A 25373-nucleotide genomic window follows, 5' to 3' on the forward strand; every position below is an offset into this window, starting at 1 on the left:
CGGCAAGACGGGGCGCACGCGGCAGCCCCCCACTGCGGAGAGGTGCGGACGGGCGAAAGTTCCTGCGCGTGCCCGCGCGGATGTCGCGCAGCGAAGCGCGCCGAGGTCAGCGCGTGGAGGCGCCGGGCTCGAGCGCGACCACGTGCTGCACGAGCTCGGCCAGCGAGTGCGCCCCCATCTTCTCCATCACGCGCGCGCGATGCACCTCGACGGTCTTGATGCTGATGCCGAGCACGTCGGCGATCTGCTTGTTGAGCTTGCCGACGATGATCAGCTCGAGCACCTCGCGCTCGCGCTGGGTGAGCTGCCCGAGCCGGCGCGCCGTGTCGGCCTCCTGCAGGCGGCGGTCGCGGGTCTCGCGCTCGAGGCGCAGGCACTGCTCGACCACGCGCAGCATCTCGCGTTCGCCGAAGGGCTTCTCGACGAAATCCACGGCACCCTGCTTGAGCGCGGACACCGCCATCGGCACGTCACCGTGGCCGGTGATGAACACCACCGGCAGGCCGCAGCGCCGCCGCCCGAGCTCCTCGAAGACCTCCAGCCCGCTCATGCCCGGCATGCGCACGTCGAGCAGCACGCAGCCGGTCATCCCGGGCGTGCACGCGGCGAGGAAGGCCTCGCCCGACTCGTGCACCGAGACCGCGTGGCCGTTGGCCTCCAGCATCCAGGCGAGCGAGTCGCGCAAGGCTTCGTCGTCGTCGACGACATGTACGATCTGGTCAGGCGCTGCGGGCACTGCGCTCAATTGCGGACTCCGTCGGCAGGGTAAACGTGAATATGGTACCGCCTTCGGGGTTGGCGTCGACCAGCAATCTGCCGTTGTGGAACTCGACGATCGAGCGGCAGATGTTGAGCCCCATGCCCATGCCCTCGGCCTTGGTGGTGTAGAAGGGCGTGAACAGCTGCGCCCTGCCCTCCTCGCTGATGCCGTGGCCGCGGTCGATCACCGCGACCTCGACCGCGTCCGCGCCGACGGTGCGCACCCGCACCGTCAGCACGCGCGCCTCGGGCAAGGCGTCGGCCATGGCGTCGAGGCCGTTGCGGATCAGGTTGAGCAGCACCTGCTCGATCATGATGCGGTCGGCGTACACCGGCGGCAGCCCGGGCTCGAGCTCCGTGTGGATGCGGATGCGGGTGCGGTGGGCGTCGATGTCGGCGAAGCCGATCGCGTCCTCCAGCACCTCGACGAGGTCGACCGCGCAGCGCTGCGGCTCGCTCTTCTTCACGAACTCGCGCACGCGGCGGATGATCTTGCCGGCGCGCTCGGCCTGGAAGCTCGCCTTCTGCATTGCCGCGAGCACGTCCTCGGTCCTCGCCTTGCCCGACTGCAGCCGCGTCACCGAACCGGCGCAGTAGTTCGCGATCGCCGCCAGCGGCTGGTTGAGCTCGTGCGCCAGCGTCGAGGCCATCTCGCCCATGGTGATCAGGCGCGAAGTGCGCTGCAGGCGCTCCTCCTGCTCGCGCGCCACCGCGGCGGTCTGCTTGCGGTCGGTGATGTCGGTGGCGATCCCCATGCGCACCACGCGCCCGTCCACCCAGCGTGTGGCCTGCTCGCGCACGTGGTACCAGCGCCCCGACTGCGGGTGCAGCAATTCGCCGTCGAAGAGCTCGCGCGGCACGTCGGCGGGCGACAGGTTGCGCGGATCGACGCGGTAGTCGCCGCGCTCGGGCTGCGGCACCGCCACCCCGCGCACGGTGCGCCCGACCGCGTCGAAACCATGGATGCGCTTGAAGGCGAGGTTGGCGAAGAGGATCTCGTCGGTGCGCGCGTCGGCCACGAACACCGCGGCGTCGAGGCCGTCGAGCACCGCCTCGAAGCGCTCGTGCGCCGACTCGAGCGCGGCGCGCACGCGCTTGGGCTCGGTGATGTCGGTGATCGAGGCCATCCAGCCGGTCTGCCGGCCGGTGAGGTCGATCAGCGGGGAAAGGTAGAAGCGCGCATCGAAGCGCTCGCCGTTCTTGCGCAGGATGCGCATCTCGAAGCCGCTGCGCGGCGCGCGCCCCGACAGGGTCATCGACAGGTTGCGCTCGCATTCGGCGAGCTGCTCGGGTGGCCAATAGGGAAAGGGCGGCCCGGCGCCGACGAGCTCGTCCTCGTCGAAGCCGATCATGCGGCAGAAGGCGGTGTTCACATAGATGATGCGTCCCGACAGGTCGATCGCGCGCAGGCCGGTGACGACCGAGTCCTCCATCGCCTTGCGGAAGGCGGACTCGGCGCGCAGCGCGTCCTCGGTGGCCTTGCGTCCGGTGACGTCGTGCGCCACGGCGTAGACCAGACGCTCCTCGCGTACCGGGTTGATGCTCCACATCAGCCATTTGTAGCTGCCGTCGGCACAGCGGCAGCGCGTCTCGAAGCGCACCGGTTCGCCGCCGGCGAGGCGGCGCAACATCGCCAGCGTCTCGGAAACGTCCTCGGGATGCACGAAGTCGATCAGCGAGCACCCGGGCAGGCTCCGGGGGTCGTGCCCGAGCACGCGCTCGAAGGCCGGGTTGCAGCGCCCGAAACGACCATCGAGATCGATGACGCACAAGAGGTCGAGCGAAAGGTCGAAGAGCTGGTCGCGCTCCTTCTCCACCCGCACCCGGCGCTGCACGTGGCGGCGCAGCGTCCACAGGCTCCACAGCACCAGCAGCGACAGCCCCACGATGAGCACCGCCGGCAGGTAGCGCAGCACCGCCCCACCGGGCCGGAAGGCCATCGCCTGCAGCGCGAGGCCGTTGCCCGGCGGATCGAGCGCGAGGGTAAGCGAGAGCGCCTCCTGCGCGGGCGGCAGGGCCGAGCTGAGGGTCAGCACGCCGCCATCGCGGTCGAGCACCGCAAGCCGGTATTTTTCGGCAAAGCGCGCCGGCACCAGCCGGCTCAGCATGCGCTCGATCGAATACACGGCGACGATCGCACCGAGCGAATCGCCGCGCCGCAGCACGGGCGCGTACACCTCGATCACCGCGCTGCCGCGCGCGTCGATGTAGGGCCGGCCGTAGGTCAGGCGGGCGGACAGGGCGCTGTTCTGGAAGGCCTCCACCTGGTCATCCACGAGGATCTCGCCGGCGAGCAGGTCACGGGTGTCGAAGGGCGCCGACCAGGCGATCACGTGCTCGCGGTCCACCCAGGCGAGGTTGGCGAGCGCGGGGTTGATCGCCAGATGCTCGTTGGCGCGCAGCTGGAAGTCGTCGTGGTCGAGCGTGCCCGCCGACAGGTCGCGCGCGAGCTGGACGAGAAACTCCTCGGTGGTGAGCATGGCGCGCCGGATCGACTGCTCGGTCCACTGCAGGTCGCGCGCGAGCGCGTCGCGCTCGACCGCGGTCTCGCGCGCCTGCAGCAGCCAGACGACCGCGAGCATCGACAGCGCGAGCACGGTCACCGCGAGATAGGGCATGGCCCAGTACCAGCGCGACAGGGTCGCCCGGGCGGCGGCGGAGGCTTGCATGGAGGATGGCCGGACGAGCGGCGCGGGGAGGCGGATCGGGAGCAGGATTGTTGTCGAGCGCGACCGCCCGCGTCATCCGGTGTAACCCTGATCGGGGGACGCATACCCGGTGTGGATGCGGCAGCGCAGCAGACGGCGATGGGGTTTCCGCCAATTTGTGCGCTTGTTCACGCTGCCTACAGTGCAAGGATGAAACCCTTCCTCGCGCTGCTCGGGCGCGCCTTCGTGACGCTTCTGCTCCTGGCGCCGCAGTTGTCGGCACAGGCCGTCCCGGCAGAGGCCGTGGGCGCGGGCGCACGCCCGAGCGGCGGCGAGCGGGCACCGATCCGGGTGGGCGTGTCGGGGCCCTTCTCCGGTCCGTCGGCGCCGATGGGGCTGTCGATGCGCGAGGGCATCCGCATCGCCGCCGAGGAGCTCAACGCCGGCGGCGGCCTGCTCGGTCGGCGCATCGAGCTCGTCGAGCGCGACGACGAGGCGAGCAACGAGCTTGGTGCGCAGATCGTGCGCGACTTCATCCATCGCGAACGTGTCACCGCCGGACTGGGCATCGTCAATACCGGTGTCGCGCTCGCCAGCCAGCGCCATTACCAGATGGCGCGCATCCCGGTGATCACCTCGGTCGCCACCGGCTCGCTGATCACCAAGCAGTTCCAGCCCCCCGATTTCACCGAGAACTACGTGTTCCGCGTCTCCGCCAGCGACACCTTGCAGGCCGCGGTGATCGTCGAGGAGGCTGTCGGCCGGCGCGGCCTGACCCGGCTCGCGATCCTGCATGACGCCACCAACTACGGGGTGCTGGGAAGCCAGGATCTCATCGCAGCCCTGGGCACGCGCGGGCGGACCGCGGTGGTGGTCGAGCGCTTCCAGTTGCGCGAGACCGACATGCGACCGCAGCTCGAACGCGCACGCGCCGCCGGTGCGCAAGCCGTGCTCACCTATGGCATCGGCCCCGAGCTCGCCCACATCGCCAACTCGATGGCCCGCCTCGGATGGCAGGTGCCGATCATCGGCAGCTGGACGCTGGCCATGTCGAGCTTCATCGAACTCGCCGGCCGCAACGCCGAGGGCGCACGCATGCCACAGACCTTCATCGCCGAGGCACGCAGCCCGGCGCAGGCGGCCTTCCTCGCGGCGTGGGAGCGCGCCACCGGCAGCGTGCGTATCCCGGTGCCACCGGCGGCCGCACAGGGCTACGACTCGATGCAGCTGCTCGCCGCGGCGATCCGCCAGGCCGGCAGCCTCGACGGTCCGCGCATCCGCGAGGCGCTCGAAAACCTGGATGCGGAGGTCGATGGCGTGATCATGCGCTATCGCCGCCCCTTCTCCCGCGACAACCACGAAACCCTGCGCAGCGCGCGCCAGATCCACCTCGGCGAGATCCGCGACGGCGCCGTGGTGTTCGCCCACGAGGCGGCGCCGGAGAGGCCGGGACCATGAGCGCGAGCGATCAGGGAGCCGATTTCGTGTTCACCAGGTGAAAACATATTGCACATTGCGAAAAGACGTTTTATATTTTGAAACGCTGACCGTGCGGCAGCCGGCATGGTCGTGCCCGTAACCAACAACCCGCCTGTCCCGCCAGACAGGAATCGCCAACTGAACGTCATGAGGAGACAAACCATGACCGGAATCAGCACCGTTCTCCCGCAAACCGACACGGATGCGCAGGAAACGAAGGAATGGCTGGACGCGCTCGCCGCCGTCGTCGAACACGAAGGCCCCGAGCGCGCCCACTACCTGATCGAGACCCTGATCGCCACGGCGCGCCAGGAGGGGGTGAACATCCCCTACTCGGCCACGACCGAGTACATCAACACGATTCCGGCCGAGCGCCAGCCGCCCTACCCGGGCGATCCGGATCTGGAGATCAAGATCCACTCCTACATCCGCTGGAACGCGATGGCGATGGTGGTGCGGGCGAACAAGGACACCAACGTGGGCGGTCACATCGCCTCCTTCGCCTCGGCGGCGGCGCTCTACGACGTGGGCTTCTCGCACTTCTGGCACGCGCCCTCCGAGGCGCACGACGGCGACCTGATCTACTTCCAGGGCCACTCGGTGCCGGGCGTGTATGCGCGCGCGTTCATGCTGGGCCGTCTGACCGAAGAGCAGATGGACAGCTTCCGCCAGGAAGTGGGCGGCAAGGGCATCTCGTCCTACCCGCACCCCTGGCTGATGCCCGACTTCTGGCAGTTCCCCACCGTGTCGATGGGCCTGGGTCCGCTGTGCGCGATCTACTCGGCGCGCTTCATGAAATACCTGGCCAGCCGCGGCCTGATCGATCCGGCACGCGCGCAGCAGCGCAAGGTGTGGGCCTTCCTGGGCGACGGCGAGACCGACGAGGTCGAATCGCTGGGCGCGATCGGCATGGCCGGCCGCGAGGGCCTGGACAACCTCGTCTTCGTGATCAACTGCAACCTGCAGCGCCTCGATGGTCCGGTGCGCGGCAACGGCAAGATCATCCAGGAGCTCGAGTCCGAGTTCCGCGGCGCGGGCTGGAACGTCATCAAGGTGATCTGGGGCACGCACTGGGACGCGCTCTTCGCCCGCGACAAGAAGGGCATCCTCAAGCAGCGCATGATGGAGTTGTGCGACGGCGAGTATCAGACCTTCAAGGCCAAGGACGGCGCCTACGTGCGCGAGCACTTCTTCAACACGCCCGAGCTGCGCGCGCTGGTGGCCGACTGGACCGACGAGCAGGTGTGGAACCTGAACCGCGGCGGCCACGATCTCTTCAAGATCTTCTCCGCCTACAAGGCCGCCAACGAGCACAAGGGGCAGCCCACGCTGATCCTGGCCAAGACCATCAAGGGCTTCGGCATGGGCCAGGCCGGCGAGGCGATGAACATCTCGCACCAGCAGAAAAAGATGGACGTCGAGGCCATCCGCCGCTTCCGCGACCGCTTCGGCCTGCCGGTGCCCGACGACCAGCTCGAGGCACTGCCCTACCTGAAGTTCGCCGAGGACTCGCCCGAGCACAAGTACCTGCTCAAGCACCGCATGGACCTGGGCGGCTTCCTGCCGCAGCGCCGGCGCAAGGCCGCCGCGCTCGAGATCCCGGGCCTGGACACCTTCGCCGCGCTGCTCAAGGCCTCGGGCGAAGGCCGCGAGCTGTCGACCACCATGGCGGTGGTGCGCATCATGAACACGCTGTTGAAGGACAAGCAGATCGGCAAGCATGTCGTGCCGATCGTCCCGGACGAAAGCCGCACCTTCGGCATGGAGGGCATGTTCCGCCAGTACGGCATCTGGAACCAGCAAGGCCAGAACTACGTGCCGGAAGACCATGACCAGCTCATGTTCTACAAGGAGAGCAAGACCGGTCAGGTGCTGCAGGAAGGCATCAACGAGGCCGGCGCGATGGCCGACTGGATCGCCGCGGGCACCGCCTACAGCGTGCACAACGTGCAGATGATCCCGTTCTACATCTTCTATTCCATGTTCGGCCTGCAGCGCACCATGGACCTGTGCTGGGCGGCCGCCGACCAGCGCACCCGCGGCTTCCTGATCGGGGGCACCGCCGGGCGCACGACCCTGAACGGCGAGGGCCTGCAGCACGAGGACGGCCACAGCCTGATCATGGCCAACATGATCCCCAACTGCATCAGCTACGACCCGACCTTCCAGTACGAGGTCGCGGTGATCGTGCAGGACGGCCTGCGCCGCATGTTCGCCGAGCAGGAGGACGTGTATTACTACATCACGGTGATGAACGAGAACTACGAACATCCCGAGATGCCGGTTGGCGCCGAGGCCGACATCCTCAAAGGCCTGTACCTGTTCCGCCAGGGCGGCCAGGCCAAGACCCCGCGCGTGCAGCTGATGGGTTCGGGCACGATCTTCCGCGAGGTGATCGCCGCCGCCGAGCTGCTCAAGGCCGACTGGGGCGTGGAGTCGGACATCTGGGGCGCGCCCAGCTTCAACGAGCTGGCCCGCAACGGCCACGACGTCGAGCGCTGGAACCTGCTGCACCCGATGGAAGAGCCGCGAAAGACCCACGTGCAGCAGAAGCTCGCCGGCTTCGCAGGCCCAGTCGTCGCCGCCACCGACTACATCCGCATGTTCCCCGAGCAGATCCGCGCGCAGCTCGACCGCACTTACGTCACGCTGGGCACCGACGGCTTCGGCCGCTCCGACACCCGCGAGCAGCTGCGCCACTTCTTCGAGGTGGATCGCCACTGGGTGACGCTGGCCGCGCTGAAGGCGCTGGCCGACGAGGGCACGATCGGCCGCGACAAGGTCGCCGCGGCGATGGTCAAGTACCAGCTCGACCCGTCCAAACCGAACCCGATGTCGGTCTGAGCGCGCAAGGAGACTGAGAACATGAGCCAACTCATTGAAGTGAAAGTACCCGACATCGGCGATTTCGACGCGGTGCCGGTGATCGAGCTGTTCGTGAAGGTGGGCGACACCATCAAGGTCGACGACGCGATCGCGACGCTCGAATCCGACAAGGCCACCATGGACGTGCCGTCCTCGGCCGCCGGCGTGGTCAAGGAAGTGCTGGTCGCGATCGGCGACAAGGTGTCCGAGGGCACGGTGCTGATCAAGCTCGAGGCGGCGGGCGCCGCAGCGGCGGCCCCGGCGCCGGCTGCGGCCGCCGCACCCGCGTCCGCTGCAGCCCCCGCTGCCGCACCTGCAGCGGCGCCCGCTCCGGCAGCCCCCGCGGCGGCCGGTGGCGGCGTGGTCGAGGTGGTGGTGCCCGACATCGGCGACTTCGACGCCGTGCCCATCATCGAGCTGTTCGTGAAGGTGGGCGATACCATCAAGGTGGACGACGCGATCGCCACGCTCGAATCGGACAAGGCGACGATGGACGTGCCGTCGTCGGCCGCCGGCGTGGTCAAGGAAGTGCTGGTCGCCCTCGGCGACAAGGTCGGCCAGGGCAAGGTGCTGATCAAGGTCGAGACGGCCGCTGCGGGAGCAGCGGCAGGCGCGAATGCAGCGCCTGCGCCCGCTCCGCTCGCGGCAAGCGCCGCTCCTGCGGGCGCACCCGGCGCCGCCCCGCTCGCCGACGGCGGCCCGAGCGCGAGCGCCCCGACCTCGATGCCGGTCGCCTCGCCCGCCGCCCCGTCTGCGGTCACGCTCGGTGGCAAGGTGCATGCCAGCCCCTCGGTACGCGCGTTTGCGCGCGAGCTCGGCGTCGATCTCGGCCAGGTCAAGGCCACCGGTCCCAAGGGTCGTATCCTCAAGGAAGACGTCGCCGGCTTCATAAAGGCGGCGATGACGAGCGGCGTGGTCCCGGGCAAGACCCCGGCCGCCGCCGCGGCGGGCGCGAGCCTGGGTGGCGGGCTGGATCTGCTGCCGTGGCCCAAGGTCGACTTCGCCAAGTTCGGCGAGATCGAGGTCAAGCCGCTCTCGCGCATCAAGAAGATCTCCGGCCAGAACCTCGCCCGCAACTGGGTGATGATCCCGGCGGTGACCTACCACGAGGACGCCGACATCACCGACCTGGAAGCCTTCCGGGTGCAGATGAACAAGGAGTACGAGAAGTCGGGCAAGAAGCTCACCATGCTCGCCTTCATCATCAAGGCCTCGGTACGCGCGCTGCAGGAGTTCCCCGAGTTCAACACCTCGCTCGATGGCGACAACCTGGTCTACAAGAAGTACTTCAACATCGCCTTCGCGGCCGACACCCCCAACGGCCTGGTCGTGCCGGTGGTGAAGGATGCCGACAAGAAGAGCGTGTTCGACATCGCCGCCGAGACCGGCGCGCTCGCCAAGAAGGCGCGTGACGGCAAGCTCGGCCCGGCCGACATGTCGGGCGCGTGCTTCACGATCAGCTCGCTCGGCGGCATCGGCGGCACCTACTTCGCACCCATCGTCAATGCGCCCGAAGTGGCCATCCTCGGGGTGAACAAGTCGGTGATGAAGCCGGTGTGGGACGGCAAGGCTTTCGTGCCGCGCCTGACGCTGCCGATGTCGCTGACCGCGGACCACCGCGTCATCGACGGTGCGCTGGCCACCCGCTTCAACGTGTACCTCGCGCAACTGCTGGCGGACTTCCGCCGGGTGATGCTCTGACACGGTGAGGAGTGAGGCGTGAGGGGTCGGGGGGCGAAAAGCTCCTCCCCTCGACGCCTTCCTCTTCCGGAAACTCCTCACGAGGTGATGAAGATGAGTCAAATGATTGAAGTGAAGGTGCCCGACATCGGCGATTTCGATGCGGTGCCGGTGATCGAGCTGTTCGTGAAGGTCGGCGACAGCATCGCGGTGGACGATGCGATCTGCACGCTGGAATCCGACAAGGCCACGATGGACGTGCCCTCCTCCGCCGCGGGCGTGGTCAGGGAAGTGCTGGTCAACCTGGGCGACAAGGTCGGCGAGGGCGCGGTGCTGATCCGGCTCGAAGCCGCCAGTGCCGCTGCAGGAGCGGCGCAAGCCGCGAACACGGCGCCTGCCTCCCCGCCGGCCTCCGCACCTGCACCCTCCGCGGCTTCCGCCGCTCCTGCGGCCACGCCGAGCGCCGCCCCGGCGGCGGCGAGCCACGCCGGCGGCGCCGACGCCGAATACGACATGATCGTGCTCGGCGCCGGCCCGGGCGGCTACTCGGCGGCCTTCCGCGCCGCCGACCTCGGCCTCAAGACCGCGATCATCGAGCGCTATTCGACGCTCGGCGGCGTGTGCCTGAACGTGGGCTGCATCCCGTCCAAGGCGCTGCTGCACGTCGCGGCGGTGATCGAGGAGGCCGAGCACGTGCATACCGCCGGCATCCAGTTCGCCAAGCCCTCGGTCGACGTCGACGCGCTGCGCAAGCACAAGGACGGCGTGATCGGCAAGCTCACCGGCGGGCTCGCCGGCATGGCCAAGGCACGCAAGGTCGACATCCTGCGCGGCTACGGCAGCTTCCTCGACCCCAACCACCTCGAGATCGAGGAGACCACCGGCGCGAGCCAGGACAAGACCGGCGCGAAGAAGGTGGTGAAGTTCCACAACTGCATCATCGCCGCCGGCTCGGCCGCGGTGCACCTGCCCTTCCTGCCGCGCGACCCGCGCATCGTCGACTCCACCGGTGCGCTCGAGCTGCGTCAGGTGCCGGGCAAGATGCTGGTGATCGGCGGCGGCATCATCGGCCTGGAGATGGCCACGGTGTACTCGACCCTGGGCGCACGCATCGACGTGGTCGAGATGCTCGACCGCCTGATGCAGGGTCCGGACGCCGACGCCGTGAAGGTATGGGAGAAGCAGAACGCCCACCGCTTCGACAACATCATGCTCAAGACGAAGACCGTGGCGGTCGAGGCCAGGGACGACGGCCTGTGGGTGAAGTTCGAGGGCGAGAAAGCCCCCGCCGAGCCGGTGCGCTACGACATGATCCTGCAATCGGCAGGCCGTTCGCCCAACGGCAACAAGATCGGCGCCGAGAAGGCGGGCGTGATCGTCGGCGAGCGCGGCTTCATCCCGGTGGATGCGCAGATGCGCACCAATGTGCCGCACATCTTCGCGATCGGCGACATCGTCGGCCAGCCCATGCTCGCCCACAAGGCAGTGCATGAGGGGCACGTCGCCGCGGAAGTGGCAGCCGGCCATAAGGCGGCCTTCGACGCCACCGTGATCCCGGGCGTGGCCTACACCCATCCGGAAGTGGCCTGGGTCGGCTACACCGAGGCGCAGGCCAAGGCCGAGGGCAAGAAGGTCGATACCGCCAAGTTCCCGTGGGCGGCCAGCGGGCGCGCCATCGCCAACGGCGCCGACTACGGCTTCACCAAGCTGATCTTCGACGCCGAGACTCACCGCGTGATCGGCGGCACCATCGTCGGGCCGTCGGCCGGCGACATGATCGGCGAGGTCTGCCTGGCCATCGAGATGGGCGCCGACGCCACCGACATCGGCAAGACCATCCACCCGCATCCGACCCTGGGTGAGACGGTGGGCATGGCCGCCGAAGTGGCCCACGGCAGCTGCACCGACCTGCCACCGATGCGCAAGAAGTAAGCATTCGCGGGCAGCAGAAAAAACCCCGGTGCCGCTGTTGCGGGACCGGGGTTTTTTATCGTCTGAAGAATGACTCAGAACTTGTAGTTGATGCCCGCGTAGATCGAACGGCCCGCACCCGGGACCGGCGTGCCCCACAGCGGAACCGCGCCGACCGGGTTGCTGGTCATCGTCGTTCCCTGGCCGACATAGGCGCCGCCGAGCGGCAGGTAGTAGAACTTGTCGAACACGTTCTCCACGCCGAAGTCGACGCGCACCTGCTTCCAAGAATAGCTCGTCCGCAGGTTCACCAGGTTGTAGCCCGAGGTCTCCTGCTCGTTGCGCACCGCCGAGATGTCGTCCTTGGACTGTGCGGCGAACCACTCGAGCGCGTTGTCCCAGCCACCATGCTGGTGCGTCAGCGTGAGCTTCACGTTGAGCGGCATGATGTTGTAGAGGTTGTCGCCGGTCTCGCGGTTCTTGCCGTCGGTGTAGTTGAGCACCCCACGCAGCCCGAATTCGCCATAGGGCGTGCTCGCCAGCGGCATGCGGCCCGAGAGGTCGATGCCGTACAGGCGAGCCGACTGGTTGGCGAGCTGCAGGAAGACGAAGCTGTTGGTCGCGGAGAGATTGGCGGCCGAGCATGACCCGCCGAGACTCGTCGGACAGCGTACTGCATCGATGTAGTCGGTGACCCGCGAGTAGAACGGCGTCGCCTTCAGCTCCCATTTGCGGTCGATCGAGTGCCAGTCGAAGGTCGCCGATACGGTGCGCGCCTTCTCGGGCTCGAGGTTGATGTCGCCGATGTAACCGTTGCCGTCGCCGAACCAGTTCACCATCAGCATTTCCATGCCGCGGCTGTACCAGCTATAGCGCTCGTAGAGGCTGGGCGAGCGCACCTTGCGCGCGAAACCCACCTCCACGTCGAGCGTGGGATCGACGGTGTATTTGGCCAGCAGCGTCACATCCCAGTTGTTGTCCGTGCGTTCGCGATCAGCGCTGTTGAAAGCGGGCACGAGCATCGTGGCAGGGGCCACAGCGTTGTTATATGCCTGCACGGGACCGGTATCGGTCTTCACGCGCTCGTAGCGCACGCCCGCCAGGGTGGTCCATTGCGCACTCGGCTGCGCCTCCCACTCCGCGAAGACCGCGTTGCGATCGCGCTCGCCGTCGTTGATGTTCCAGAAGGTGTTCGGCCACATCCCGCCGCCCGATGCCGGCCACCAGTCGTCGAGACGATAACGCTGGATCTCGGCGCCCACGCGCAGAAGGTCGGTCGCCGAAAGATCCACGTCGCCCTTGAGCGCGAAGCCCGTGTTCTTGCTCTCGGTGTTCATCGGCATGCCCGCTGCGCAGGACGGGCTGAGCGGCGAACACGGCGTACCGTTGAGAACTGTCGGGCCTCCGGAGCCGATGATGACGTAGTTCGCTACGCTTCCCCCATACCAGTAGCGTTTGTCCGCACCGAAATCCATGAAGTGCTCGACCTTCTCGTGGTAGGCGCGCGCCTCGAGCTTGCCCCAGTCGTACTTGCCCTGATAGCGCAGGTTCACACGCTTCTGGTCGTTCTCGAGCATGTCCATGCGCTGGTTCGGCCACAGCTCATAGGGGATGTCCTGCAGGCCGACCTTGGCCTCGAACAGGTGGTCGCCGCCCTTGAAGGCGAAGCCGAGTTCGTGGTTGCGGCTCTTGTAGGCGGTGGAGCCCACTTCGTCGAGCGCCAAGGTATGCCCCACCCGGCCCGTCGCCGTCCGCGTCTTGAACGCCCGCGCGGCCTCGTAGTTGTCGCTCTCGGCCGTCGAACCTGCATAGCTGACGCTCAGCGAATCACTTGCGAAAGTGGCGCCGAGATTACCGCCGCGTGCATTGCCGTTGCTGCGGTAAAACGCCCCGACCTCACCCGTCATCAGCGTCTTGCCGTCCTCGGCAAACACCGGCGCCTTGGATTCGGCAACGATGGTGCCGGCGATGCTGTCGCCGCCGACGCTCACCGGCGAGATGCCCGGATAGACCTCGAGCAGGCCGACATTGGAGGGGTCGAGGTAGGACAGTGCCGGGTTCATGTGGTTGGGACAGGCCGCGATCAGGTCCATGCCGTCGACCTTGATGCGGATGCGATCGTCGGCCAGACCGCGAATCGACGGCAGGCTGGAAACCCCGCCCGAGCCGTAGAGACTCACGCCCGGCACATCGCGAAGAAGCGACGCAGCATCACTGGTGGCGGGCTTCAGAGACTGCAGTGCAGGGGCGTTGACCACGGTTCCACTGTTAGTGGCCGCGGCCTCGGGCGCTGTGACGATGACGCGCCCGAGCGTCGTCTCCTGGGCAAGGGCGAGCGCCGGTAACGCAAGGGAAATCGCCACGGCGAGTGGCAGACGTCGAAAGTTCTTCTTCATGATGAGTGTTCTCGCTGATCGGGCCTTCCGCCGGACCCACACGGATCGCAGGCATGAGAACGCCCGCCCGCTCGCCCGTGGGCGATCGGACATCGATTCGATTGTCGAAAAGGAAACTCGCGGGCCGCGGCGGTCAGGGCGGCCCGAATGCACGTCGGTGGATCGCTGTTATCCCCGAGGCTCAGTGCTTGCCGTGCTGCATCTTCATCGGCGCATTGAGCGGACGTGCCGGCGCGGTGAGCTCGATGGTCTGGCGGCTGCCATCCTTGTTCTCGACGGTCAGCGTCACCGGTACCTGGTCGCCCTCCTTCACCTGAGCCTTCAAATCCATCAGCATCACGTGGTAACCGCCAGGCTCGAGTTCGACGTCCTTGCCGGCAGGGAGGTCGAGCCCGGGGATGCGGTTCATCTTCATGACGTCCTTGTCCATGAGCATCTCGTGGATCTCGACCACGCCAGCGACCGGCGAGGCGGCGGACACGAGGCGGGCGTCGGTGTCGGACTTCAGGCGCATGAAGGCCCCGGTGGCCTTCTGCGCGGGCACGGTGGCGCGCACCCAAGGCTCGGCGACGGTGACTTCGGCGTGAGCGACGGCGCTGCCGAAAAGGGCGAGGGCGGCCAGCAGCGGTGCGGCCAGGAACGACTTCTGCATCGTGGATCTCCGATCGTTGGAGGATTGCGGTCCGCACGCGACGTGCCGGCGCGCTCCGGCAAAGGCAGCGAAGAACGCGGGTTTGCGTGCGAAGGGCTCGCACGACCGGCAGGCCGGCGGGCGGGGAAGGGACTTCGGGCGGGGGAAAGGACCGCTACGGCGAACACGCGCGGCGTTCGCGCGTGCGCAGGGTCAGGCGCGCGCGGGCGGCGCGCGCGGATGCGCGGACGTCCACGCGAAGAGCGGTCGCGGGGCGACGAGGAAAAGCGTGGGGAGTGGCGTCCCGCCGGCGACGGCGAAGGAAGGCGAGAGGTCGGCCGCGGGCGCCAGCACGTTGCCGAACTGCGCGAGACAGTAAGGACACTCCTCGAGCGGGAGGGAGGACGGGTGCGAATCGGAGTCGGCGTTCATCGCACCGACGTCACCATGGAAGGCGGCCTCGTCGACACTCAGTTCCACCCACTCCATCCCGACGGCAGAGCAAATCTGCACGAGGTAGCGGCCGTTGTCGTCGGGCCCCATCGCGCGGCTCGCTGCCGGCGCCAGCGCACTCAACGCCATCGCGAAGATCGCGATCCAGACGTGAAGACGATGACGAAAGCGCTGCATGGGGGGATCGGATCCGTGGAAGCCACAACAACACGGCGGATTCTACCGGATCGGTCCGTGCTTGAATTGATCGTGGTCAGGTTTGCACCGGCTGCCGGCCGATGCATTCGCGAGCGCGCACCCAGGCGACGAAATCCGTCAGCGGCAGGGCCGGGGCATGCAGGAAACCCTGGATGTAGTCGCAGCCCATGCCGGCGAGCAGTTCGGCGGTGCGACCGTCCTCCACGCCCTCGGCAGTGACCTCGATGCCGAGACGGTGCGAGAGGTCGATGATCGCGGCGGCGATCTCGCGGTCGCGCGCCGAGGCGAGCAGGTCGATGACGAAGCTGCGATCGATCTTGACCTCCTGCACGGCGAGCCGCTTGAGCCGGCTCATGCCCGAGAAGCCGGTGCCGAAGTCGTCGATCGACAGGGCGACACCGAGCTGGCGCAAGCGTTGGAGCACCTCCGAGACGCTGCTGCCCGAGCGCTCGTCCATCATGCTGGTCTCGGTGATCTCCAGACACAGCCGGCCCGCCTCGAGGTTCCAGGTCGACAGGGCCTGGCCGATCAGGTCGGGAACCTCGGCGTCGTAGAGGTCCGTCGCCGAGAGATTGATCGAGATGTCGATCTCCAGGCCTTCCATGCGCAACTCGTGCAGGACCTGCGCCGCCTGCTGGAACAGCCAGCGATTGAAACGGTGACGCAGGCCGAAGCGGTCGATCAGGCCGATCACGACCGGGGGCGGCACGAATTCGCCCGCGCTGTTGCGCCAGCGCAGCAAGGCCTCGGCGCTGCGGCACTCCGTGCTGGCGAGGTGGACCTTGGGCTGCAGCCAGAGCTCGAGCTCCGGCCCCCCGGAAAACGCGGTACGCAGGTCGCGCTCGAGCAGGGCGACGTTGGGCGCGCTGCGCTCCATCGAGGCTTCGAAGAGCAGGCTGCCGCCGTCCGCACGCCCGGCGACCAGACCGGCGATGCGTGCCGACTGCAGCAGGTGGAAGCCGTCCTTGCCGTGGTCGGGCGACATCGCCGCGCCGCACACCACGCGTACCGGCAGGTCGAGGCCGTCGACCACCAGCAGGCCATCGTTGAAGGCCTGCTCGAAGCGCAGCATGCCGAGTGTGAGGACCGCACTGCTGGCCACGCTCGGCAGCACGATCAGCCATTCCTTGCCATCGACCGCGAACAGGCGGTCGCGACTGCGCAGCTGGGCGCGGATCTGACGCTCCATGGCGCGCTCGAAGCGGCGCAGGTGCTCGAGCGGGAGGCGATAGAGCGCCGCATCGGGCTGGGCATAGAGCGAGATGACCCCCACTCCCCGGCCCTCGGTCGCGATCTCGGCCATCCGCGCCGAGACCTCGGTGAGCGCGGAGAGAAAGCCGTTGGGGATCAGCGAATCCATGTTCAGGCGAGGAAGAAGTCGTTGGGATCGATGCCGAAGGCGTTGGGCGGCAGCGCCTGCAAGATGCGATAGGGCTCGCCGTCGGCGGTGTCGGGCTGCATCAGCAGGTCGAGGGTGCGCGGGAAGCGCTCCACACTCTTGTCGGGGGCGAGCAGCACGAGCACACGCGGCTGCAATCGGCGCACCTGGTTCTGTTGGATCACCACGCCGACCTCGCCGCTGTTGAGTTCGACCAGGGTGCCGATCGGATAGAGGCCGATGCACTGCAGGAACTGGTCGACCAAGGTGTCGCGGAACTGCGTGTTGCGCAGCTGGTTCAGCGTCTCCATGGCGCGCTGGCTGGAGACGGCCTCGCGATAGACGCGGTCGCGGGTCATCGCGCAGTAGGCGTCGGTGATGCCGGCCATCTCCGCCGGCAGCGGGATGCTCATGCCTTCGAGCCCGCGCGGGTAGCCGGTGCCGTCGAAGCGCTCGTGGTGCGCAGCGATGGTCGCCAGCACCTCGGCGTCGAAGTCCCGGTGCGCCTGCAGCAGGCGCACCGTGTGGGTGACATGGGCCTTGACGTGCTCGAACTCACGCTCGTCGAGCGGCCCGGGCTTGCTGAGCAGACCGTAGTCGATCTGCACCTTGCCGATATCCTGCAGCAGGCCGGCGAGGCCGAGCTGATGCACCTGCTTGCCGCTCAGGCCCAAGAAGCGCGCGAACACCATCGCATGCACGGAGACGTTCACCGCGTGGTCGTAGGCGTACTGGTCGGTGCGCTTGAGGCGGGTGAGCCAGAGCAGTGCGTCGGGGTTGCGCTGCACGCCGGCGGCCATCTCGCCGACCAGGCCGCTGATCTGGGGGACGTCGATGGCGACATTGCTGTCGATCGCGAGCTGGGTCTCGCGCAAGGCCCGGAACACGTCATCGACGATCGGTGCCGAGTAGAGCAGCTCGGACTCGAGCCGGCTGCGCCCGTCCTCGATGCGGATGCGCGGGACGTGCGGCTGACGGAGGGTGTGGATCTTGCCTTTGAAGCCGCGCGCGACCTTGATGAAGCGCTGCGCCCCGACACGCGATTCGGTGACGTCGGGGTGCTTGCGCACGAACCCGTCCGCGCCACGCAGGGGCGCGTCCTTGTCGAAGACCTTGGCGCTGTACTGGTCGCCGATCGAGCGTGTGCGATCGATCGTGACCGAACGGCAGTAGTGCTGCAGGGCCCGGAGCTGGTCGACATTCTCCAGCAGGAAGCCCTGCATCATGAATGGTGTCTCGGTCCATGGACGATCGATAGCGACGACGAACATGCCGATCTTCAATTCGCGCGTCGAAATCGTCTGGTTCAATCCATTCCCCCGCAATGCTGTCCGCCACCGTGACCAGCCGGAACCTCTTAACGGCTGACGCTTCGGCGACTTGAGCGGAAACTCACATCGCGTTACCCGGATCGCGTGGTCCCTGCAATCAGCCGAGCCACAAGCGGGCATTGCGGAACATGCGCAGCCAGGGCGAGGCGTCGGGACTGTCCGTGACCAGCCACTGCGGCGCCCACGACATCTGCAGGGTCCGCGCGGTGCGCTCGGGGTGCGGCATCATGATCGTGAAGCGCCCGTCGGCAGTGGTGAAGCCCGTCACACCCTCCGGCGAGCCGTTGGGGTTGGCCGGATAGGTCTGTGCCGGATTGCCGTGGTTGTCCACGTAGCGCAGCGCCAGGAGGGCGCGCTCGCGGTCGGCCTCGCTGTGGAACACCGCCCTGCCCTCGCCATGGCTGACCACGATCGGCATGCGGCTGCCGGCCATGCCCTGGAGCAGGATGGAGGGGCTGTCTGCGACCTCCACCATCACGAAGCGGGCCTCGAACTGTTCACTGCGGTTGCGGTGGAAGGTGGGCCAGGCTTCGGCGCCGGGGATGATCGGCGCGAGGTGGGCCATCATCTGACAGCCGTTGCACACCCCGAGGGCGAAGGTGTCGCTGCGCCCGAAGAAAGCCGCGAACTCGTCGCGCAGGCGGGGGTTGAACAGGATGGACTTGGCCCAGCCCTGCCCGGCGCCGAGCACGTCGCCATAGGAGAAGCCGCCGCAAGCTGCGAGGCCATGGAAGTCGGCCAGGTCGATGCGACCGGCCTGCAGGTCCGACATATGCACGTCGACCGGGGTGAAGCCGGCACGCTCGAAGGCTGCCGCCATCTCGAACTGGGAGTTGACACCCTGCTCGCGCAGCACGACGACCTTGGGACGCGCAGTGCTGGCGATGAAGGGCGCCGCCACGTCCTCCTTGACGTCGAAGGACAGCGCCACCGACAGGCCGGGGTTGCCGGCGTCGGCGAGCGCGTCGAATTCCTGCTGCACCGACTCGGGATCGTCGCGCAGCTTGGCGACGCGATAGCTGGTCTCCGACCACGCCTGCAGCAGCTCGACCCGGCTGGCGGCAAACACGAGTTTGGCGTTGCGGCGGAAGCGGATCTCATCCTTGTCGTTGGGCTCGCCGATGAAGTGGTAAGCGAGCCTGGCCGCGCGCAGCACCTCGGTGATGCGGGAGCGGTCGTCGCGGCGGATCTGGATCACCGCGCCGAGTTCCTCGGCGAAGAGACCGGCGAAGAGGCGGTCGTCGAAACGGCCCTTGAGCGTGTCCGGCTTCTTCTCCAGACCATCGACGTCCATCATGTAGGGGTCGTAGCAAACGGTATCGAGGATCAGCGACAGGCCGCACTTCGCGGCGAAGGCCATCTCGCACACGGTGGCGAAGAGGCCGCCATCGGAACGGTCGTGATAGGCCAGCAGCAGGCCGTCGCGGCGCAGTCGCTGCACGGTTTCGAAGAACGCTGCGAGCTGGGCGGGATCGACATCCGGCGCATGCTCGCCGACTGACTCGTAAGCCTGGGCGAAGGCCGAGCCACCGAGTCGGTTCTTGCCATTACCGAGGTCGATCAGCAACAGCTCGGTCTCGACGCCATCGGCCAACTGAAGCTGGGGGGTGAGCGTGCTGCGGATGTCCTGCACGGGGGCGAAGGCGGTGGCGATCAGCGACAGCGGAGCGACGACCTGCTTGTCCTCTTCGCCATCGCGCCAGGCAGTGCGCATCGACAGCGAGTCCTTGCCGACCGGGATCGACAGGCCGGCGCTGACGCAGAACTCGGACACGGCCTTTACGGTGTCGTAAAGACGCGCGTCCTCGCCGCGGTGGCCGGCGGCAGCCATCCAGTTGGCGGAGAGCTTGACGTCGCCGAGCTTCTCGATGTCGGCGGCGGCGATGTTGGTGATTGCCTCACCGATCGCCATGCGGCCCGATGCCGGCGCATCGACGCAGGCCAGCGGCGTGCGCTCGCCCATCGCGAAGGCTTCTCCGCGGTAGCCCTGGAAGCTCATCGCGGTGACCGCGACGTCGGCCACCGGCACCTGCCAAGGCCCGACGAACTGGTCGCGCGCGGTGAGGCCGCCGACCGAGCGATCGCCGATGGTGATCAGGAAGCTCTTGCTGGCCACCGCGGGCACGCGCAGCACGCGCATCCCAGCCTCCTGGAGATCGAAGCCGGTGGTGTCGAAAGGCGGCAGATGCACCGCGCGCCGCGAGACGTTGCGCGTCATCTTCGGCGGCTTGCCGAGCAGCACCTTCATGTCCATGTCCACCGGCTTGTTGCCGAAGTGGCGATCGGACACGGTGAGGTGGCCATCGGCGGTGGCGGTGCCAAGCACCGCGAAGGGGCAGCGCTCGCGCTCGCAGAAGGCCTGGAACATCGGCAGGCTCTCGGGCGCGATCGCGAGCACGTAGCGCTCCTGCGATTCGTTCGACCAGATCTCGCGCGGACTCATGCCCGGCTCTTCGATGTGCACCTCGCGCAGCTCGAAGTGGGCGCCGAGGCCGGCGTGATCGGCGAGCTCGGGCATCGCGTTCGACAGGCCGCCGGCACCGACGTCGTGGATGGCGATGATCGGATTGTTCTCGCCCTGCTGCCAGCACGCGTCGATGACCTCCTGGCAGCGGCGCTGGATCTCGGGGTTGCCGCGCTGCACCGAGGCGAAGTCGAGGTCGGCGGTGTTGGTGCCGGTCGCCATCGACGAGGCCGCGCCGCCACCCAGGCCGATGAGCATGCCCGGGCCGCCAAGCTGGATCAGCAGCGTGCCCGGCGGGAAGGTGGGTTTCTCGGCCTGCCGAGCCTGGATGCTACCCAAGCCGCCGGCGATCATGATCGGCTTGTGGTAGCCGCGCACCTCACCCTGCACTGCCTGCTCGAAGGTGCGGAAGTAGCCGGCGAGGTTGGGGCGGCCGAACTCGTTGTTGAAGGCGGCGGCGCCGATCGGGCCCTCGATCATGATGTCGAGCGCGGAGGCAATGCGCTCGGGCTTGCCGTAGGGCTTCTCCCAGGGCTGGCCAAAGTCGGGGATGTTGAGGTTGGAAACCGTGAAGCCGGCCAGGCCGGCCTTGGGACGAGAGCCGCGGCCGGTCGCACCCTCGTCGCGGATCTCGCCGCCGGCGCCGGTGGCCGCGCCCGGGAAGGGCGAGATCGCGGTCGGGTGGTTGTGGGTCTCGACCTTCGCGAGGATGTGGGTGTCCTCGTCGTGGTAGCGGAACGCGCCGTCCGAGTCCGGGTACAGGCGGGCGATGCGCGCGCCCTCGATCACCGAGGCGTTGTCCGAGTAGGCCACCACCGTGCCCTCGGGGTGGGCCTTGTGCGTGTCCTTGATCATGCCGAACAGCGACTTCTCCATCGGCCGCGCGTCGATCACCCAGTCGGCGTTGAAGATCTTGTGCCGGCAGTGCTCGGAGTTGGCCTGGGCGAACATCATCAGCTCGACGTCGGTGGGGTTGCGCCCCATGCGGCTGAAGTTCTCCACCAGGTAGTCGATCTCGTCTTCGGACAGCGCGAGGCCGAGCTCGCCGTTGGCACGCTCGAGCGCGGCGCGACCACCGGCGAGGATGTCCACGGTCGTGAGCGGCTGCGGCTGGTAGTGGTGGAAGAGCGCCTCGGCCGCCTGCATGCTGTCGAGCACCGACTCGGTCATGCGGTCGTGCAGCAACGCCGCCAGCGCGGTGTTGCCGTCCACCCCGCGCGCGTCGATCGAATAGGCGATGCCGCGCTCGATGCGCACGATCTTATCGAAACCGCACTGGTGCGCGATGTCGGTGGCCTTGGACGACCACGGCGAGATCGTGCCCAGGCGCGGCACCACCAGGCGCAGCGTGCCGGTGGGGGCTGCCGTGCTTGCCGGCCCGGCGTCGAGCAGATCCAACAGACGCGCACGCTCCGCCTCGTCCAGCGCAGCCGAGACCTCGACGAAGTACCAGTGCTCCGCGGCCAGTCCGGCCAGCTTGGGCAACACCTCGCCGACGGCGCGGGAAAGACGTTCCAGACGGGAGGAGGACAGCGCCGGGGCGCCACGCAGCTTGAGGATCGAAGTCATGTTCTCGAGAACCGGGTCGGATACGGGCAGTGCGGAACAGGCGCCAGAACGGGCCACCGTGACCCCCGATGGGGTGTCCGCGGGCAGGCCCGCATTATAACCGAGCCCCTTCGGCCGCCCCGGTCGTTGTAGACTCCGCGGCTCGATGGTCAAGAGGCCCGAAATGCCCGAAATCAACTACCTGTGGACGCCCCCGGCGCCCGTGTCCCTGCCCGTCCGCGGTACCGGCGCCCGCTTCCCGGTCAATCGCCTGTTCTTCGTCGGCCGCAACTACCAGGCCCACGCGATCGAGATGGGCAGCTCGGTCGACAAGGCCAGCATGCGCCCGGTGTACTTCACCAAGTCCTCCGCCAACCTCGCCCTCTCGGGCGGTACGGCGCCTTACCCACCCGAAACCCGCGACTACCATCACGAGATGGAACTCGTGGTTGCGATCGGCGAGCCCGGTTTCCGCGTCAGCGAATCCTCCGCCCGGCGCATGATCTACGGCTATGCCTGCGGCCTCGACATGACCCGGCGCGACCTGCAGGCCACGGCCAAGGCCAGGGGCAATCCCTGGGATCTCGCCAAGAACGTGGAGAGTGGGGCCGTGTGCGGCGAAATCCAGCCCGCCGCCGGCCAGGTCCTGCGCAACGGGGAGATCGTGCTAAGGGTCAATGGTGAAGTCCGCCAGCGTGCCGATCTATCCGACATGATCTGGAGCATCCCGGAGATCATCGCCGATCTGTCGTCCTACTACCACCTGCAGCCTGGCGATCTGATCTACACCGGCACACCGGAAGGCGTCGGCCCCGTCCGACCGGGAGATCGCCTGGAAGGCTCGGTGCAAGGGGCGGGCAAAATAGAGTTCGAGATCGGCCAGGCCGAATAAGCGTAAGCGCTCCACGAACCCCATCCTTACGTAGCCCCCGTTGAGCCCTCATGCTTCGGCTTCCGTTTTTCGGGGAGCACGAGCATGTCGGAGCGCAGTACGTTCTGGTTGTCGCACCTGTCGGCAATCGAAGCCGAGGGCATCACCACGAAGGCGTACGCCGAGCGCGAGGGGCTGTCGCCGCAGGCGCTCTACCAGTGGCGCAAGCGCCTGGTGGCCGGTGGCCGTCGTAGCCGCGCCAAGCTTGGCGGATTCGTCCCGATCCAGATCGAACCCTCGATGACGCCCCGCGCGGGCTGCACGGTGGTGATCGACGCGCAGTTGCGGCTCGAATGCGCGATGCTGCCCGGCGTCGACTGGCTGGCCGCGCTGTCGGTGGCCCTTGCCGAGCGGGGGCGCTGATGCACCCGGGGCATTCGATCGGTGCGGTGTATCTGTACCGGCCGGCGATCGACTTTCGCAAATCCATCGGCGGACTGTCGGCACTGGTCGAGCAGGAGCTGGGGCTGAACCCGTTCGGCGACGCACTGTACCTGTTCATCAACCGTCGCCGCGACAAGCTCAAGGCGCTGTACTGGCACCGCAACGGCTTTTGCCTCTGGTACAAGCGGCTCGAAGCCGAGCGCTTCGCCTGGCCGGCGGCCGAGGCGGGCGAGCCCACCTGCGTACTGACGATGAAGGAGCTCGAATGGCTGCTTGAGGGCTTCGATCTGTGGGCGGCAAGGCCGCATAAAACGCTGCAATACCAATCAGTTACGTAGCGTGATCGGGTATAATTCCGGCATGCCGCAACGTACCGCCGCCCCTCGCTCGAACCCTTCCGTTGGCGTGTGCGCATCCGTCCTGGCCGAGCTGTTGCCCGACGATCCAGCAACGCTCAAAGCCTTGTTGCTGGCACAGCAGCGTGCCTTCGAGACGCGTGAAGCCGAACGGCAGGCAGCCTTCGAGGCCCGTGAGGCCGCACTCCAGAAAGTCTTCGATGCGCGGGAGGCTGAACGCCAAAGAGCCTTCGATGCGCGGGAGGCTGAACTGCAAAAGGCCTTCGAGGCACGCATCCTCGAGCTCTACGAGCAGCTTCGCCTGGCGCGTCGGCGCATGTTCGGGCCCAGCAGCGAATCGCACGCGGGCCAGGCCTGGCTCTTCGACGAGGCCGAGGCGCTGGCCGAGTCCGCACCCGAGGCGCTCGACACCGCAACCTTGCCGCCGCCGGCCACCGAGACGACGGGTGAGGCGTCCGCCGACACCGGCAAGAAGAAGGCGCGTGGTAAGCGCAAGCCCTTGCCCATCGAGCTGCCGCGCATCGACGTCGTCCATGACGTCCCCGAGGCCGAGCGCACCTGCGCCTGCGGCACGCCCATGGTCGAGATCGGCCAGGACGTCAGCGAACAGCTCGACATCGTCCCGATGCAGGTGCGTGTGCTGCGCCATATCCGCAAGCGCTACGGCTGCCCCGAGGGCGACCAGGCGCCGGTCACCGCCCGCGCCCCGGCGCAGGTGCTGCCCAAGAGCAACGCCAGCAACGACCTGCTGGCCTTGCTGATCGTCATCAAGTACGTCGATGGGCTGCCGCTGGCGCGTTTCGAGTACGTGCTCGCTCGCGCAGGCGTGCTTGTGCCGCGCCAGACCCTGGCGCGCTGGGTGATCGGTACCGCCCAGGCGCTGCAGCCGCTCGCCAACCTGATGCGCGACGTGCTGCTCGGGCACGACGTCATCCACATGGACGAAACCCCGGTGCAGGTGCTCAAGGAGCCTGGCCGGGCAGCCACGAGCAAGAGCCAGATGTGGGTGCAGCGCGGCGGACCGCCGGGCAAGCCGGTGGTCCTCTTCGAGTACGATCCGAGCCGCGCGCAGGCGGTGCCCTTACGCCTGCTCGAAGGCTGGAAGGGGCATCTGATGGCCGACGGGCTCGAGAGCTACGGCGCAATTGCCTTCACCGAAGGGGTGACCCGGCTCGGTTGCTGGGTGCACGCGCGACGTCGTTTCGTCGATGCCAGCAAGGTGCTGCCTGCCGGCAAGCGCGGCCGCGCCCACGAAGCGCTGGCCCTGATCGGCAAGCTCTACGCCATCGAGAAGGACGCGCGCGAACTGAACGACGCCCAGCGCCTGGCGCTACGCCAGAGCAGAAGCCGCGCCGTCATCGACGAACTGCGCCGTTGGCTCGACCAAGTGCTCCCCACCGTGCCGCCCACCTCGGTGCTCGGGGGTGCCCTGGGCTACCTGCATCGGCAGTGGCCGCGTCTGACGCGCTACCTCGAGCGCGGCGATCTGCCGATCGACAACAACCCCGCCGAAAACGCCATCCGTCCCTTCGTGGTCGGGAGAAAGGCATGGCTCTTCTCGGACACTCAGGCCGGTGCGCGTGCCAGCGCACTCCTCTACTCGCTGGTCGAAACCGCCAAGGCCAACGGCTTCGAGCCGTATCTGTGGCTGCGCCACGTGCTGCGCGCCTTGCCCACCGCGACCAACGTCGAACATTTCGAGGCCCTCCTGCCCTGGAATCTCAAGGCTGAGCAGTTGATCACGGCGTAAAGAGCCCGGGAAGGATGGGGTTCGTGGAGCGCTTACGAATAAGCCACGGAGGAAGTCCGCCGTCACCTCGGCGCAGTCGTCATGCCATCACGGCCACATTCTTGCCTTGCGGCGGTCCTGCACCGTAACGTTTGCAGGCCGGCTTCGTTCGCAGCCCGGGTCGGCGCCCGGCGCTGGCGTCGCGGGCTGCCGTTGCGTTCTGCGTAGACGG

Annotated in this window: 16 protein-coding genes; 8 read left to right on the top strand and 8 right to left on the bottom strand. The window is 67.7% G+C overall.

Annotated elements, in window-relative coordinates:
- Positions 1–106: 106 nt before the first annotated feature.
- On the bottom strand, positions 107–745 hold the full coding sequence (locus PO78_RS21575) for a response regulator transcription factor (protein ID WP_043746789.1): 639 nt from the start codon (positions 743–745) through the stop codon (positions 107–109).
- Complete coding sequence (locus tag PO78_RS21580; RefSeq protein ID WP_012585858.1) at positions 720–3428, bottom strand: PAS domain S-box protein; 2709 nt, start codon at positions 3426–3428, stop codon at positions 720–722. The genes PO78_RS21575 and PO78_RS21580 overlap by 26 nt, the downstream gene beginning before the upstream one ends.
- Before the next feature lie 189 nt (positions 3429–3617).
- On the opposite strand from PO78_RS21580, the gene PO78_RS21585 reads away from it, so the two are divergent.
- The 4 genes from PO78_RS21585 (at position 3618) to lpdA (ending at position 11363) form a co-directional block, all read left to right on the top strand.
- Complete coding sequence (locus tag PO78_RS21585) at positions 3618–4865, top strand: ABC transporter substrate-binding protein (protein WP_004298192.1); 1248 nt, start codon at positions 3618–3620, stop codon at positions 4863–4865.
- Positions 4866–5048: 183 nt separating this feature from the next.
- Positions 5049–7730: a pyruvate dehydrogenase (acetyl-transferring), homodimeric type gene (gene aceE / locus PO78_RS21590; RefSeq protein WP_004298194.1), complete on the top strand. Its 2682-nt coding sequence runs from the start codon at positions 5049–5051 to the stop codon at positions 7728–7730.
- A 21-nt stretch (positions 7731–7751) separates the two neighbouring features.
- On the top strand, positions 7752–9452 hold the full coding sequence (gene aceF / locus PO78_RS21595; RefSeq protein ID WP_012585859.1) for a dihydrolipoyllysine-residue acetyltransferase: 1701 nt from the start codon (positions 7752–7754) through the stop codon (positions 9450–9452).
- 93 nt (positions 9453–9545) lie between these two features.
- Positions 9546–11363, top strand: a complete 1818-nt coding sequence (lpdA, locus tag PO78_RS21600; RefSeq protein WP_043747010.1) for a dihydrolipoyl dehydrogenase — start codon at positions 9546–9548, stop codon at positions 11361–11363.
- Positions 11364–11437: 74 nt separating this feature from the next.
- Here lpdA and PO78_RS21605 read toward each other — a convergent pair whose 3' ends face one another.
- The 6 genes from PO78_RS21605 to purL all read right to left on the bottom strand — a co-directional run bounded on the left by PO78_RS21605 (position 11438) and on the right by purL (position 21762).
- A complete protein-coding gene (locus PO78_RS21605; protein ID WP_043746794.1) occupies positions 11438–13738 on the bottom strand; it encodes a TonB-dependent receptor in 2301 nt (766 codons plus the stop codon).
- A 181-nt stretch (positions 13739–13919) separates the two neighbouring features.
- Complete coding sequence (locus PO78_RS21610) at positions 13920–14390, bottom strand: copper chaperone PCu(A)C (protein WP_012585862.1); 471 nt, start codon at positions 14388–14390, stop codon at positions 13920–13922.
- 192 nt (positions 14391–14582) lie between these two features.
- Positions 14583–14999, bottom strand: coding sequence for a DUF2946 domain-containing protein (locus PO78_RS21615; RefSeq protein WP_043746796.1), 417 nt, complete (start codon positions 14997–14999; stop codon positions 14583–14585).
- A gap of 76 nt (positions 15000–15075) precedes the next feature.
- Entirely contained in the window at positions 15076–16380 is a 1305-nt protein-coding gene (locus tag PO78_RS21620) for a GGDEF domain-containing phosphodiesterase (protein WP_043746799.1), read from the bottom strand.
- Between the two features lie 2 nt (positions 16381–16382).
- The gene (locus PO78_RS21625; protein ID WP_012585864.1) at positions 16383–17708 is read right to left on the bottom strand and encodes an HD-GYP domain-containing protein; all 1326 of its coding nucleotides are present in this window, start codon (positions 17706–17708) and stop codon (positions 16383–16385) included.
- Between the two features lie 118 nt (positions 17709–17826).
- Complete coding sequence (gene purL, locus PO78_RS21630; protein WP_043746801.1) at positions 17827–21762, bottom strand: phosphoribosylformylglycinamidine synthase; 3936 nt, start codon at positions 21760–21762, stop codon at positions 17827–17829.
- A 163-nt stretch (positions 21763–21925) separates the two neighbouring features.
- On the opposite strand from purL, the gene PO78_RS21635 reads away from it, so the two are divergent.
- The 4 genes from PO78_RS21635 (at position 21926) to tnpC (ending at position 25162) form a co-directional block, all read left to right on the top strand.
- Positions 21926–22633 carry a fumarylacetoacetate hydrolase family protein gene (locus tag PO78_RS21635; RefSeq protein ID WP_004317838.1) on the top strand — a complete coding sequence of 236 codons (708 nt, stop codon included), beginning with the start codon at positions 21926–21928 and terminating at the stop codon, positions 22631–22633.
- Between the two features lie 84 nt (positions 22634–22717).
- Entirely contained in the window at positions 22718–23035 is a 318-nt protein-coding gene (tnpA, locus tag PO78_RS21640) for an IS66 family insertion sequence element accessory protein TnpA (protein ID WP_012584785.1), read from the top strand.
- Positions 23035–23394, top strand: coding sequence for an IS66 family insertion sequence element accessory protein TnpB (gene tnpB, locus PO78_RS21645; RefSeq protein WP_012584784.1), 360 nt, complete (start codon positions 23035–23037; stop codon positions 23392–23394). Before tnpA ends, tnpB begins: the two co-directional genes overlap by 1 nt.
- Before the next feature lie 22 nt (positions 23395–23416).
- Positions 23417–25162: an IS66 family transposase gene (gene tnpC / locus PO78_RS21650; RefSeq protein ID WP_012584783.1), complete on the top strand. Its 1746-nt coding sequence runs from the start codon at positions 23417–23419 to the stop codon at positions 25160–25162.
- The last annotated feature ends 211 nt before the right edge of the window (positions 25163–25373 follow it).

The organism is Thauera sp. SWB20 (assembly GCF_000831325.1).
Taxonomy (GTDB): domain Bacteria; phylum Pseudomonadota; class Gammaproteobacteria; order Burkholderiales; family Rhodocyclaceae; genus Thauera; species Thauera aminoaromatica.